The sequence below is a fragment of the Enterococcus sp. AMC2644 genome (assembly GCF_058216475.1).
In genome coordinates this window covers 1,158,392-1,171,944 of the sequence record NZ_CM177095.1, presented here as the reverse complement: position 1 = coordinate 1,171,944, position 13,553 = coordinate 1,158,392, and the positions used below count along the sequence as shown (strand labels likewise).

13 protein-coding genes are annotated in these 13,553 nt (G+C 37.1%); 10 read left to right on the top strand and 3 right to left on the bottom strand.

The features are described 5' to 3' along the window. Positions 1 to 4: 4 nt before the first annotated feature. Positions 5 to 1,189 carry an iron-containing alcohol dehydrogenase gene (locus AC4BC5_RS05660; RefSeq protein WP_490497169.1) on the top strand — a complete coding sequence of 395 codons (1,185 nt, stop codon included), beginning with the start codon at positions 5 to 7 and terminating at the stop codon, positions 1,187 to 1,189. Positions 1,190 to 1,322: 133 nt separating this feature from the next. Here the strand turns inward: AC4BC5_RS05660 and gpmA are convergent, their stop codons facing one another. Continuing rightward, a complete protein-coding gene (gpmA, locus tag AC4BC5_RS05655; RefSeq protein ID WP_490497168.1) occupies positions 1,323 to 1,991 on the bottom strand; it encodes a 2,3-diphosphoglycerate-dependent phosphoglycerate mutase in 669 nt (222 codons plus the stop codon). 300 nt (positions 1,992 to 2,291) lie between these two features. Here gpmA and gpmI point away from each other — a divergent pair, with 300 nt between their 5' ends. Next, positions 2,292 to 3,815 carry a 2,3-bisphosphoglycerate-independent phosphoglycerate mutase gene (gene gpmI, locus AC4BC5_RS05650; RefSeq protein WP_490497167.1) on the top strand — a complete coding sequence of 508 codons (1,524 nt, stop codon included), beginning with the start codon at positions 2,292 to 2,294 and terminating at the stop codon, positions 3,813 to 3,815. A 137-nt stretch (positions 3,816 to 3,952) separates the two neighbouring features. On the opposite strand, the gene AC4BC5_RS05645 is transcribed toward gpmI, so the two are convergent. Together AC4BC5_RS05645 and rpiA are read right to left on the bottom strand one after the other, a co-directional pair. Further along, the gene (locus AC4BC5_RS05645) at positions 3,953 to 4,528 is read right to left on the bottom strand and encodes a recombinase family protein (RefSeq protein WP_490497166.1); all 576 of its coding nucleotides are present in this window, start codon (positions 4,526 to 4,528) and stop codon (positions 3,953 to 3,955) included. A 101-nt stretch (positions 4,529 to 4,629) separates the two neighbouring features. Beyond that, positions 4,630 to 5,307: a ribose-5-phosphate isomerase RpiA gene (gene rpiA / locus AC4BC5_RS05640; RefSeq protein WP_490497165.1), complete on the bottom strand. Its 678-nt coding sequence runs from the start codon at positions 5,305 to 5,307 to the stop codon at positions 4,630 to 4,632. 301 nt (positions 5,308 to 5,608) lie between these two features. Here rpiA and rpsL point away from each other — a divergent pair, with 301 nt between their 5' ends. The 8 genes from rpsL to AC4BC5_RS05600 all read left to right on the top strand — a co-directional run bounded on the left by rpsL (position 5,609) and on the right by AC4BC5_RS05600 (position 13,542). Then, positions 5,609 to 6,022, top strand: a complete 414-nt coding sequence (gene rpsL / locus AC4BC5_RS05635) for a 30S ribosomal protein S12 (protein WP_016176309.1) — start codon at positions 5,609 to 5,611, stop codon at positions 6,020 to 6,022. 62 nt (positions 6,023 to 6,084) lie between these two features. Next, the gene (rpsG, locus tag AC4BC5_RS05630) at positions 6,085 to 6,555 is read left to right on the top strand and encodes a 30S ribosomal protein S7 (protein ID WP_016176308.1); all 471 of its coding nucleotides are present in this window, start codon (positions 6,085 to 6,087) and stop codon (positions 6,553 to 6,555) included. A 65-nt stretch (positions 6,556 to 6,620) separates the two neighbouring features. Beyond that, complete coding sequence (gene fusA / locus AC4BC5_RS05625) at positions 6,621 to 8,705, top strand: elongation factor G (RefSeq protein ID WP_490497164.1); 2,085 nt, start codon at positions 6,621 to 6,623, stop codon at positions 8,703 to 8,705. Positions 8,706 to 8,855: 150 nt separating this feature from the next. Further along, a complete protein-coding gene (tuf, locus tag AC4BC5_RS05620) occupies positions 8,856 to 10,043 on the top strand; it encodes an elongation factor Tu (RefSeq protein WP_490497163.1) in 1,188 nt (395 codons plus the stop codon). A 281-nt stretch (positions 10,044 to 10,324) separates the two neighbouring features. Continuing rightward, positions 10,325 to 10,639, top strand: a complete 315-nt coding sequence (locus AC4BC5_RS05615) for a PTS cellobiose transporter subunit IIB (protein WP_490497162.1) — start codon at positions 10,325 to 10,327, stop codon at positions 10,637 to 10,639. Between the two features lie 20 nt (positions 10,640 to 10,659). Further along, positions 10,660 to 12,663 (top strand): BglG family transcription antiterminator, encoded by a 2,004-nt coding sequence (locus AC4BC5_RS05610; protein ID WP_490497161.1) that lies wholly within the window; start codon positions 10,660 to 10,662, stop codon positions 12,661 to 12,663. A 14-nt stretch (positions 12,664 to 12,677) separates the two neighbouring features. Further along, positions 12,678 to 12,992: a PTS cellobiose transporter subunit IIA gene (locus AC4BC5_RS05605; protein WP_490497160.1), complete on the top strand. Its 315-nt coding sequence runs from the start codon at positions 12,678 to 12,680 to the stop codon at positions 12,990 to 12,992. Between the two features lie 37 nt (positions 12,993 to 13,029). Next, positions 13,030 to 13,542, top strand: a complete 513-nt coding sequence (locus AC4BC5_RS05600; RefSeq protein WP_490497159.1) for a hypothetical protein — start codon at positions 13,030 to 13,032, stop codon at positions 13,540 to 13,542. The last annotated feature ends 11 nt before the right edge of the window (positions 13,543 to 13,553 follow it).

Sequence of the window (13,553 nt, the reverse complement as noted above, 5' to 3'; positions counted from 1 at the left end):
AGTAATGGAAAATTTTAATTTTCATGTAGAGACGGATATTCGATTTGGAAAAGACCGCTTATCGGAGTTACCAGAAGTAATCAATACCTTTGGAAAAAAAGTGTTACTTGTATACGGTGGCGGGAGTATTAAACAAAATGGGCTCTACGCTAAAGTGATGAAGGAACTAAAAGATTATACGGTCATTGAATTAGCTGGTGTTGAACCCAATCCACGTATCGAGACTGTTACTAAAGGTGCGCAATTATGTAGAGAACACCAGATTGACGTTATTTTAGCAGTTGGTGGTGGTTCCGTTATTGATTGTAGTAAAGCAATTGCAGGTGGAACGTTTATCGAAGGGGATTTGTGGGAAAATCTTGTATTAAAACGTCAATACAATGGACCAGCACTTCCGATTGTGACTATTTTGACTTTAGCTGCAACTGGCAGTGAAATGAATCGTGGGGGCGTTATTTCAAATATGCAAACCCAACAAAAATTAGGTATGGGCGGTAAAAACTTATTGCCAAAAGTTTCTTTCTTAGACCCAACCAATACTTTTACGGTGAATGCTTATCAAACAGCTGCGGGTTCAGCCGACATTTTTAGCCATTTAATGGAAAACTATTTTAATGCAACTCCGGGGACTGATGTACAAGATGGGGTAGCAGAAGGATTAATGAAAACCGTTATTCATCATTTACCACTTGCACTAAAAGAACCGGATAATTATGATGCGCGTGCCAATTTAATGTGGGCAAGTACTTTAGCTTTAAATGGTTTAACGGGTAGTGGTAAAACAGGAACGTGGTCTTGCCATGCGATGGAACATGAGTTAAGTGCATTTTATGATATTACGCATGGTATTGGTTTAGCCATTTTAACTCCGCGCTGGATGGCACATATTTTAAATGAAACAACTGTGCCTAAATTTGCACGCTTTGCCAAAGAAGTATGGGGGATTCAAGAAGAAAATCCAGAGCAAGCAGCGCGAAAGGGCATCCAAGCATTGTATGATTTCTTCTTAGAAAATGGCGTACCAATGACTTTACCAGAAGTGGGCATTGATACAGAAAAAGATTTCGATCAAATGGCGCAACAAGCAATTGCTCACAGTACCATCAACAAAGCGGCTTTTGTACCTTTACAAAAAGAGGATGTCGTACAAATTTATCAAGCATCAAGTAAACATTCAACTTTTATATAAGAAAAATAAGGGTGACACCAGCAAAAATCAGATAAAAATATCCGAGCTATAACAGGAACCTGCTAAGTTGAAGCGGTTCAGTATAGTTCGGATGTTTTTCTATTAAAAAATTTATTTCATAGTCGTTTTTTTCTTATAGATAGTATTTTTCAATAACAGATAAATCATCGTTTAAGTCATAAACAAGTGGTTTACCTGTTGGAATTTCAAGTCCCATAATATCGTCATCAGAAATACCTTCAATGTGTTTTGCTAATGCACGCAATGAGTTACCATGTGCAGCAACTAAGACAGTTTTACCATCTAATAATGCTGGGGCAATTTCATCTTCCCAGAATGGTAACGCACGTTCTAAAGTAACTTTTAGATTTTCTCCACCAGGAACGGTACGAGGATCTAAATGTGCATAGCGACGGTCTGGTTTTGCATCTGATAATGGAGGCAAAGTATCATAAGAACGACGCCAAATAAGTACTTGTTCGTCTCCGTACTTATCGCGAGTAGCTTGTTTGTTTAAACCTTGTAGTGCACCGTAGTGACGTTCGTTTAAGCGCCATGATTTGACTGTCGGTACCCATAATTGATCTGAGTATTCTAAGATATAATTACAAGTTTTGATAGCACGAGTCAAGACAGAAGTATAGGCAATATCGAATTCGATACCAGCTTCTTTAATTTTTCTTCCACCTTCTATTGCCTCTTCGACGCCCTCAGGAGCCAAATCAACATCTTCCCAACCAGTAAACTGGTCTAACTTGTTCCATTCACTTAATCCATGACGTGAAAAAACTAATTTTGGCATAAAAACCTCTCCTTTATTCATATGGTTTCTGAAATTTCCATTCCACATTTATTATACACCCGTTCCTAGCTAAATTTCCAATGATACTATAAATCATTTGTGCAAAGATATTCATAATAGGTTTTACTAAAAAACTATTTAATGTTATTATGATAAGGCTGAATAAACTTTGGATAAGATGAAAAATCATTGTTTGTCGTCAGTAAAAATCTATTTTTTGACTGTCGAATAGTTAAGATAGATTGATGAGTGTCTATTAGTAAAATTTTTGAATCAGTAATGGAAAGTAGGAATAGCAAAATGGACAAAAAACCTGTAATTTTGATGATTTTAGATGGATTTGGCCTAAGAGACGAAACAGTCGGTAACGCTGTAGCCTTAGCAGATACACCGAATTTTGATAAGTACTGGAGTAAATATCCTCACAGCACATTAAAAGCTTCTGGTTTAGATGTAGGTCTTCCAGAAGGTCAAATGGGAAATTCTGAAGTTGGCCATACCAATATCGGCGCTGGAAGAATTGTTTACCAAAGTCTAACTCGTATTGATAAATCAATCCTTGACGATGAGTTTTCACAGGAAAAAGCTTTATTAGACTTATTTGATTTTGTGAAAAAAAATAATTCTAACTTACATTTGATGGGCTTAGTTTCTGATGGTGGTGTTCACAGCCATATTAACCATTTATTTGCGTTATTAGAAGAAGCAAAAAAACATGGCGTACCTGCTTTTGTTGACGTAATCTTAGACGGACGTGATGTTTCACCAACATCAGGTATCAACTATGTAAAACAATTGCAAGAAAAAATTGATGAATTAGGTCATGGGAAAATTGCGTCAATTTCAGGAAGATACTATGCAATGGACCGCGACAAACGCTGGGAACGAGTACAAAAATATTATGATGTTGTGATTCATGGCGAAGGTGAAACAGCAACCGATGCAATTGATGTGGTTGAAAAAAGCTATGCTGCTGGTGTAACCGACGAATTCTTATTACCAACAGTAATTGTTGAAAACGATCAACCTGTCGCAACAATTAACGATAATGATGGTGTGTTATTCTTTAACTTCCGTCCAGACCGTGCATTGCAAATGTCTCAAGCGTTAACTGAAAAAGAATGGGAATTCTTTGACCGTGGAGAAACACCACAAAACGTGAAATTAGTAACGATGACTCAATATTCAGACAAATTAGATACAGAAGTTATTTTTGCTCCGATTTCGTTAGATAACGTGTTAGGTGAAGTGTTAGATAAAAATAATATTAATCAATTACGTATCGCTGAAACTGAGAAATATCCTCATGTTACATTTTTCTTTAATGGTGGTTCAAATACTGTGTTTAGCACGGAAGAACGTATTCTGATTGCCTCACCAAAAGTTGCAACGTATGATTTGCAACCTGAAATGAGTATCTATGAAGTAACCGATGCTTTAGTAAATGCGATTAACGACGATAAATTTGAAGCGATTATCTTAAACTTTGCTAATCCTGATATGGTAGGACATTCTGGGATGGTTGAACCAACAGTGAAAGCTATCGAAGCCGTTGATGAGTGTTTAGGTCGTGTAGTTGAAACAATCTTAGGAAAAGAAGGTTTTGCCATTATCACAGCAGACCACGGTAACTCTGAAACATTAATGGATGAAAATGGCAACCCACATACAGCCCATACAACTGTGCCGGTTCCAGTTATCGTAACAAAAGAGAATGCTGAATTAAGAACAGATGGCCGTTTAGCAGACTTAGCACCAACAATGTTAGACTTATTAGCTATTGAATTACCGGATGAAATGACTGGTAGAAGCTTAGTGAAATAAAACGATAGGAACTAGACTTGAAAAGACAACTTTTTGAGTCTAGTTTTTTCTAGACAAAAAATTACGGGAAAGCTTTGAAAATGATATCTTTTTCAAAGTTTTCCCGTAATTTTGTATAGAATTCTAATTGATGTCGCTTATTTTTGTAGTAAAGGTGCAATTTCACTCTCAGATAAGTGAATATATTTGTAACATGTTCCAATCGATACTTGACAGGTTGTAGCGATTGTTTGAATCGATTCTTTCTTTTCAAAAAATAAGAAGCGAATTTTTTGAACTGTTTCGGCATCAATCTTTGGACGACCACCGATTTTTCCTTTTTTCCGTGCGCGACTTAAGCCAAGTAGCGTACGTTCTTTTAGCAAAGCACGTTCCATCGAAGCCATTTGACTCATCCATTGGAAATATAATTTCCCCATAGAATCACGAGTGTCGATATTATCTGTTAGACAGATTAAATCGAAATGGTTCGCTTGAAAGCGTAGCATTAAATCTGCTAATTGCCTAGTAGACTTCCCTAAACGATAAAGTTGATCAACAACCAAGGCATCGCCATTTTCCATTTGATCGAGTATCTCATCAAGTGAAGTAGATTCTGCGTTCAGATAATCTTCATGAAAGATTTCTGTACAGCCGAATTCTTGTAAGCTCGTCATTTGCGGTCGAGGATCCTCATCCGTAATTGTTGTACGGATATATCCATATATTTTCATTTTTCATCCCATCCTATTTGTTTGTAGAAAATAAATAATAAGAAGAATAGCATAAAATAGGTTAAATAGATACCCCTAATTTTACTAAATAACGTCGCTGACTAACGAACGACTGTTACTTTTTCAGGACCATCTTCTTTACCAATAATTACTGTATCAACCATATTTAAGAATAATCCGTGTTCTACAACGCCGACTAATTGATTTAATTCTTCATTTAAAGTAAAAGGGTTTTCAATTACATCTAAATGTAAATCAATAATCGAATGACCACAATCCGTTACTTTTTTATCTGTTTCATTTTCCATTCGAAATGTTGGGCAGTAACCTTTTTCTTTAAAAATCCGAAAAAGCTGCTCTTCGCCATATGGAACAACCTCCACAGGTAACGGGAATTTTCCTAACTTATCAACCATTTTAGATTCGTCAACAATCCAAATTACTTGGTCAGAGTAAGATGCTACAACTTTCTCAAATAAGAGAGCTGCGCCACCGCCTTTAATTCCTTGGAAATCTGCACTAATTTCATCAGCACCATCAATCGTTAAATCAACATGTGTAACTTCATCGATTGTTTTTACAGGAATTCCTAACGCTAATGCTTGTTGACGTGAAGCGTTAGAAGTGGGAACACCAACAATTGTCAATTGCTCCTCAGTAACTCGACGTCCTAACTCTTCAATCATGTAATAAGCTGTGGAGCCTGTTCCAAGACCGACGATCATTCCGTCTTTGACGTAATTTGCTGCTTCAATTCCAACCATTTGTTTTAAATTCAAACTCTTCGCCACCTTTAAATTATTATTTCCTTCATTATTATATAGTTCTTATCTGTAAAATGATAGACAACAAAAATAAATTAATTGAAAAAAACTAAATAAATATCGTTGACACTGTAGAAAATTCATGATATTCTATCGAAGGTGCTTTATGAACAGGTCTCTGGACAGAGACGTGCTGACTGTAGTAAAAGTACAATCTGATAAAGATGCATGTTATTGCATTATTTTTTATCGCCAAAAAAGAACCACCTGGATGTGTGGAACTAAACAGCGAATCAAGGAAGGAGGAAAACAAGGAATGCCTACAATTAACCAATTAGTACGTAAACCTCGTAAATCCAAGGTTGAAAAATCAAATTCACCTGCATTGAACAAAGGATATAATAGTTTCAAAAAAGCTCAAACAAACGTGAGCTCACCTCAAAAACGTGGGGTAGCTACTCGTGTCGGAACAATGACACCTAAAAAACCGAACTCGGCTTTACGTAAATATGCACGTGTTCGTTTGTCTAACTTGATTGAAGTTACAGCTTATATCCCAGGTATTGGTCATAACTTACAAGAACACAGTGTGGTATTACTACGCGGTGGACGTGTAAAAGACTTACCAGGGGTACGTTATCATATCGTTCGTGGTGCTTTGGATACGGCTGGTGTTAATGACCGTAAACAATCTCGTTCTAAATACGGTACGAAAAGACCTAAAGCTTAATTTTATTCTACAAACTAAAACGACTATTTAAATAAAACCTATTTCGGAAGGAGGAGTTACGGATGCCTCGTAAAGGTCCTGTTGCAAAACGTGATGTATTACCAGATCCTATTTATAACTCAAAATTAGTAACTCGTTTAATCAACCGCGTAATGGTTGACGGTAAACGCGGAGTTGCTGCGAATATCATCTACAACTCATTTGATATTATTAAAGAATCTACAGGCAATGATCCATTGGAAGTTTTCGAACAAGCAATGAAAAACATCATGCCTGTATTAGAAGTAAAAGCTCGTCGTGTTGGGGGTTCTAACTATCAAGTACCAGTTGAAGTTCGTCCAGAACGTCGTACAACTTTAGGTCTACGTTGGGTTGTTAACTACGCTCGTTTGCGTGGAGAACACACAATGGAAGAACGTCTAGCTAAAGAAATCATGGATGCTGCTAACAATACTGGTGCTTCAGTTAAAAAACGTGAAGACACTCATAAAATGGCAGAAGCTAACCGTGCATTTGCACACTATCGTTGGTAAGATCCTCGCTACTTTTTTAGGTAGAAGGTATTGTTACAACAATTAGAGAGGAGAACAATCCCACAATGGCAAGAGAATTTTCTTTAGAAAACACTCGTAATATTGGTATCATGGCCCACGTTGATGCTGGTAAAACAACTACAACTGAACGTATCTTGTATTACACTGGTAAAATCCACAAAATCGGTGAAACTCATGAAGGAGCTTCACAAATGGACTGGATGGAACAAGAGCAAGAACGTGGAATCACTATTACTTCTGCTGCGACAACTGCGCAATGGAAAGGTAATCGTGTAAATATTATCGATACACCAGGACACGTGGACTTCACAATTGAAGTGCAACGTTCTCTACGTGTACTTGACGGTGCTGTAACTGTATTGGACTCACAATCAGGTGTAGAACCACAAACAGAAACAGTTTGGCGTCAAGCGACCGATTATCGTGTACCACGTGTTGTATTCTGTAACAAAATGGATAAAATTGGTGCTGACTTCTTATATTCAGTATCTACATTGCATGATCGCTTACAAGCGAATGCTCATCCAATCCAATTACCAATTGGTGCAGAAGACGACTTCACAGGGATTATTGACCTTGTGAAAATGAAAGCTGAAATCTATACAAATGACTTAGGAACAGAAATCGAAGAAACTGATATTCCTGCTGAGTACATTGAACAAGCAGAAGAATGGCGCGAAAAATTAATCGAAGCTGTAGCTGATACAGATGAAGATTTAATGATGAAATTCTTAGACGGTGAAGAAATCACTGAAGAAGAATTAAAAGCAGGCATTCGTAAAGCAACATTAACAGTTGATTTCTTCCCAGTAATGTGTGGATCAGCCTTCAAAAACAAAGGTGTACAATTGATGTTGGATGCAGTTATTGACTACTTGCCAGCACCAACTGATGTACCTGCAATCAAAGGGATTAACCCTAAAACTGATGAAGAAACTGAACGCCCATCAACAGATGAGGCACCATTTGCTTCATTAGCATTTAAAGTTATGACTGACCCATTCGTAGGTCGTTTAACATTCTTCCGTGTATATTCTGGTGTTTTAAATTCTGGATCATACGTATTGAATGCTTCAAAAGGCAAACGCGAACGTATCGGACGTATTCTACAAATGCATGCCAACACTCGTAATGAAATTCAAACAGTTTATTCTGGTGATATCGCTGCTGCTGTTGGTTTGAAAGATACAACTACAGGGGATACATTATGTGATGAAAAAGATCCAGTTATCTTAGAATCAATTGAATTCCCAGAACCAGTTATCGAAGTTGCTGTTGAGCCTAAATCAAAAGCTGACCAAGATAAAATGGGTATAGCTTTACAAAAACTTGCTGAAGAAGATCCATCATTCCGCGTAACAACTAACGTTGAAACTGGTGAAACAGTTATCGCTGGTATGGGTGAACTTCACTTAGACGTCCTTGTTGACCGTATGCGTCGTGAATTCAAAGTTGATGCTAACGTTGGTGCGCCACAAGTATCATACCGCGAAACATTCCGTGCAGGCACTCAAGCCGAAGGTAAATTTGTACGTCAATCAGGTGGTAAAGGTCAATACGGTCACGTATGGATTGAATTTACACCTAACGAAGAAGGAGCAGGTTTCGAGTTCGAAAACGCAATCGTTGGTGGTGTGGTTCCTCGTGAATACATCCCTGCAGTTGAAAAAGGTTTAGAAGAATCAATGGAAAACGGTGTATTAGCTGGTTATCCATTAGTTGATATTAAAGCTAAACTTTATGATGGTTCTTACCATGATGTCGACTCAAATGAAACTGCCTTCCGTGTTGCTGCTTCTATGGCATTGCGCGCTGCTGCTAAAAAAGCACAACCTGCAATTCTAGAACCTATGATGAAAGTAACAATTACAGTTCCTGAAGATTATTTAGGTGATGTAATGGGTCACGTTACTGCTCGTCGTGGACGTGTAGAAGGTATGGAAGCACATGGTAACTCACAAATCGTTAACGCAATGGTGCCGTTATCTGAAATGTTTGGTTACGCAACAACTCTACGTTCTTCAACTCAAGGACGTGGAACATTCATGATGGTATTTGACCACTATGAAGATGTACCGAAATCAATTCAAGAAGAAATTATTAAGAAAAATGGCGGAAACGCTGGTTAATCTTAATTGATTCTATGAAATTATCCAAATAACTATATTTTTTGGAGCATTTCGTGTACAATGTATTACGATGATATGGGCAAGGAATCTTTTAGATTCCTTACCTATCAAATATAAAATAAAAACGCATTTTTAGGAGGAACATTTAAAATGGCAAAAGAAAAATTTGACCGTTCTAAAGCCCATGTAAACATTGGTACTATCGGACACGTTGACCATGGTAAAACTACATTAACAGCTGCAATTACAACTGTTTTAGCTAAAAAAGGTTTGGCACAAGCTTCTGCTTACGATCAAATCGATGGTGCTCCAGAAGAGCGCGAACGCGGAATCACTATCTCAACTGCTCACGTTGAGTACGAAACTGAAACTCGTCACTATGCTCACGTGGACTGCCCAGGACACGCGGACTACGTTAAAAACATGATTACTGGTGCTGCTCAAATGGACGGCGCGATCTTAGTAGTATCTGCTGCTGATGGTCCTATGCCTCAAACACGTGAACACATCTTATTATCTCGTAACGTAGGTGTTCCTTACATCGTTGTATTCTTAAACAAAATGGATATGGTTGATGATGAAGAATTATTAGAATTAGTAGAAATGGAAGTTCGTGACTTATTATCAGAATACGATTTCCCAGGCGATGACACTCCAGTTGTTGCAGGTTCTGCTTTGAAAGCTTTAGAAGGCGATCCAGTTTACGAAGAAAAAATCTTAGAATTAATGGCTGCAGTTGACGAATATATCCCAACTCCAGAACGTGATACTGAAAAACCATTCATGATGCCAGTTGAGGACGTATTCTCAATTACTGGTCGTGGTACTGTTGCTACAGGTCGTGTTGAACGTGGACAAGTTCGCGTTGGTGACGTTGTAGAAATCGTTGGTATCGACGAAGAAACAGCTCAAACTACTGTAACAGGTGTTGAAATGTTCCGTAAATTATTAGACTACGCTGAAGCAGGCGATAACATCGGTGCTTTATTACGTGGGGTTGCTCGTGAAGACATCCAACGTGGACAAGTATTAGCTAAACCAGGAACAATCACTCCTCATACAAAATTCGTAGCTGAAGTTTACGTTTTAACTAAAGAAGAAGGTGGACGTCATACTCCATTCTTCACTAACTACCGTCCACAATTCTACTTCCGTACAACTGACGTAACTGGTGTTGTAGAATTACGCGAAGGTACTGAAATGGTAATGCCTGGTGACAACGTAACTATCGACGTTGAATTAATCCACCCAATCGCTATCGAAGACGGAACTCGTTTCTCTATTCGTGAAGGCGGACGTACTGTTGGTTCAGGCGTTGTTACTGAAATCAAAGCTTAATTATTTGATGAATGTACGAACTCTTCAAACTAGAAATAGTTTGAAGGGTTTTTTTTTGTTTTTCTTAAGCTTCCGGAAAAAATGAGACATCTTATTTCCGTATCGATACGGAAATAACCTCTATTCTAAAATGAAAGCGTTTTATGCTATGATACAAATGTGGTCAGGAAAGTGTGATAAACTTAAGATTTAACTAGTTTGTTTATAAAAAAGAGATTGGCCATATTGATAAGTCATAATCGCTGTTAGCGAATATAAAATATATTTTAGGGGGAAATAATATGAAAAAAGCATTAATTATCTGCGCTGGAGGAATGTCTTCTTCAGTGATTGCTAAAAAAACAACAGAACTATTCGCAAGTAAAGGAATCGAAATCGAACTAGAAGCTACTTCTGCATCACAAGGCGCATCGACCATTGCTAAGGACGAATATGATTTGTATTTGGTAAGTCCACAAACAAAAATGTATTACGACAACTTGAAAAAAGCCGCTGATAAAACGAATAAACCAATTGTAAATATTCCTCCCCAAGCATATGTTCCAATTCCGATGGGGATTCAAAAGCTAGCCACTGTGGTTGAAGAAAATATTTAACTATTAAGGGTTGAGAGAAAATGTTGAATCAAAAAGAATTATCAATAATCAAATTACTTTTTGCCAATCGTCATGTATACACAACAAGTCAGGAAGTTGCTTCCAATCTTTATATATCTGATCGAACTGCTAGAAAATATCTACATTTAGTCGGAGATATATTAGCAAAGAATGGCGCTCATTTAGAGGCGAAACAAGGACAAGGGTATCGATTGTTGGTGACTGATGATCAACAGTTTCAGCAGTTTTATCAACAAGAAGCTCAAGATGTATCGTTGGCACGTGATATTACAACGATACATGAGTCAGAAGATCGCCAATATTTCATCTTGCATCGCTTGCTGTTTGAACAAAATGAAGCACGTGTGGATGATTTGGCGAGTGAGCTCTATGTCTCTCGCTCGACAATTTCCAATGATATTGTAGAAATGAAAAAAATGCTAAAGCCTTATAAACTCGCAGTGAAAAGTAAAACTGGCGTTGGTATTTATATCGTAGGTGATGAGCAAAATAAGCGCCATTTTATTATGAGTTATTTTTTTATGAACCATCTGCATGATAATCTCTATACATTCTCGATGTATGCAGATTTGCTGGAAGGGATTAGTGTTGAAGAGCTCGTAATCATTGTGCTTGATGAATGTCGAGAGTCAAAATTGAAATTATCTGATTTCATTATTTATAACATTGTGTTGCATATTGGTTTAGCTATCAAACGTCTACAAACTGGTTTTCAAATTGAACAAAGTCAAATTACTATTTCAGCAGATTCTAAGGAATATCAAACGGCATTGAATATCATTCGACGAATAAAAACGAGTATAGGCATTGAATTTCCAGAAGAGGAAGCCACTTATATTTCAATGCATTTGCGAAATCGCTTATCGACGAGCAAGGTTTTGAAAAAAACGGCATACAATGAAGCTGAAATAAAAAATCAATTGCTCGATACATTGATGATTTTAGATAAGAAAACAGGGTTTCAGTTTGAGCACGATACAAATTTAATTAATGGTTTAATGATGCATTTTACACCATTATTATTACGTTTACAAAATGGAACTAGTATTAAAAATCCATTATTGAATGAAATTAAGCAAAAATATTCTCAGTTATTCAAAATGACGATTCATTATTTTTCAGAAATGCCTGTTTTTGAAAAATATCAAGTAACCGAAGAAGAATGGGCATACGTAACCATTCATTTAACGGCATCCGTTGAACGCTTCTTCAATAATCAAAAAGCCCGTGTCTTAGTCATTTGTGCCACAGGGTTAGGTAGTTCGCAAATGTTGAAGATTCGTTTGGATCATGAATTTAGCTCTAAAATAATGATTGATTCAGTCGTAGGTTATTACGAATTAGCTAATAAAAAATTAGATGACATTGATTTAATCATTTCATCTATTGCTTTACCCATGGATGGGTACAATATCCCTGTTGTCCATGTAAGTGTCTTTCTTGATGAGAAAGATATTCAACGAGTCAATCATGAATTATCAAAACATAAAGGGATTCAACGGGTCAATAATCAAACGCTAATGTTGACGGGAGAAATGAAGAAGAAGCAAATCGCTTTGTTAGAAAAATGTTTCTCACCGAAGTTATTTATCCATTTAGCAGGTAAAAGTGATAAAGAGAGCGTTATGAGTGAATTAGTGGATCGGGTAGAAAAAGTCGAAGAATCATCAATTAAAGAACAACTAACCAAACAATTACACTTGCGGGATACCTATAGCTCAGTAGCTTTTTCACCAGCGTTAGCAGTTCCACATCCGCTGGAACCAGTAACTCAACAAGCGCATGTGGCAGTTGCAATTGCACCGCAAGGAATTTTTTGGGACGAAGAACATCCAGCCGTTCAGTTAGTCTTTTTATCCTTACCAGATAAAGCAAGGCAAGTACGGATTGATAAAATTAATCAAATGTTTGTACCAATTTTAGAAAATGAAGCATTTTGTGAGTCGCTAGTTGCTTCTCAAACATTTGATGAATTTATGGAAAATTTCATTGATTATTTGTAAAGGGAGGAAGAAAAATGGATTCGGATAAATTACAGGAAGTAGCTTTTGAAATCATTTTATATAGTGGAGATGCACGTACATTAGTCCACGAAGGATTTCAAGCAATGCGTGCAGATAAATTTGAAGAAGCAGCAGAAAAACTAGAGGCGGCAAATGACTCTTTGGTTAAGGCCCACAAATCGCAGACTGGCTTATTACAAGCCTATGCAAATGGTGAAAAAGTCGTAATGGAAGTGATTATGGTGCATGCGCAAGATCACTTGATGACCACGATGACTTTACGAGAGGTGGCATTGGAAATGTTGGCGTTATATGAACGAAGTCGTTAATTTCGTTCGCAAACTTGGGTGAGAAGGGTGAGGAATCATGAAACAAGACACAAAACAACAGCGACAAGAATTTAAGAAAAAGACAGCTGTCAAAAACTTTAGATATAATCGCTATTTATTATTACGTTATATGTTAGCATTGTTCTTTTTTGCAAATTTATACTGGGCTCTGGGACTTGCGTTAAGTGGAATGATGACGGCTCTTGTACCAGGATTTTTGTTAGTGTTTAGTTTTGCAGCAATAGCAGAACACGTGAAATTATACAGTTCAGGAGAATATCAACCGATGAAGCTTCGTTACAATCGTTCGTATCATTATTTTCAAATTGGTGTGAATCTTGTAATGATGTTCATTACACTAACAGGTATTAGTTATTCGTGGTTCTTTCCATTTTTAGCAACTACGTGGAGTGCACGATTATTTATGACAAGTATCTTAGTGATTGGTGGGTTAATTTCCTTTGCATGTATCAAACGAATCACTGCTATTGATCATAAAGAAGATAAACATTATCAATATATCCAGGAATTTGAAAAAGAAATGAGATAAAGGAGTGGAAC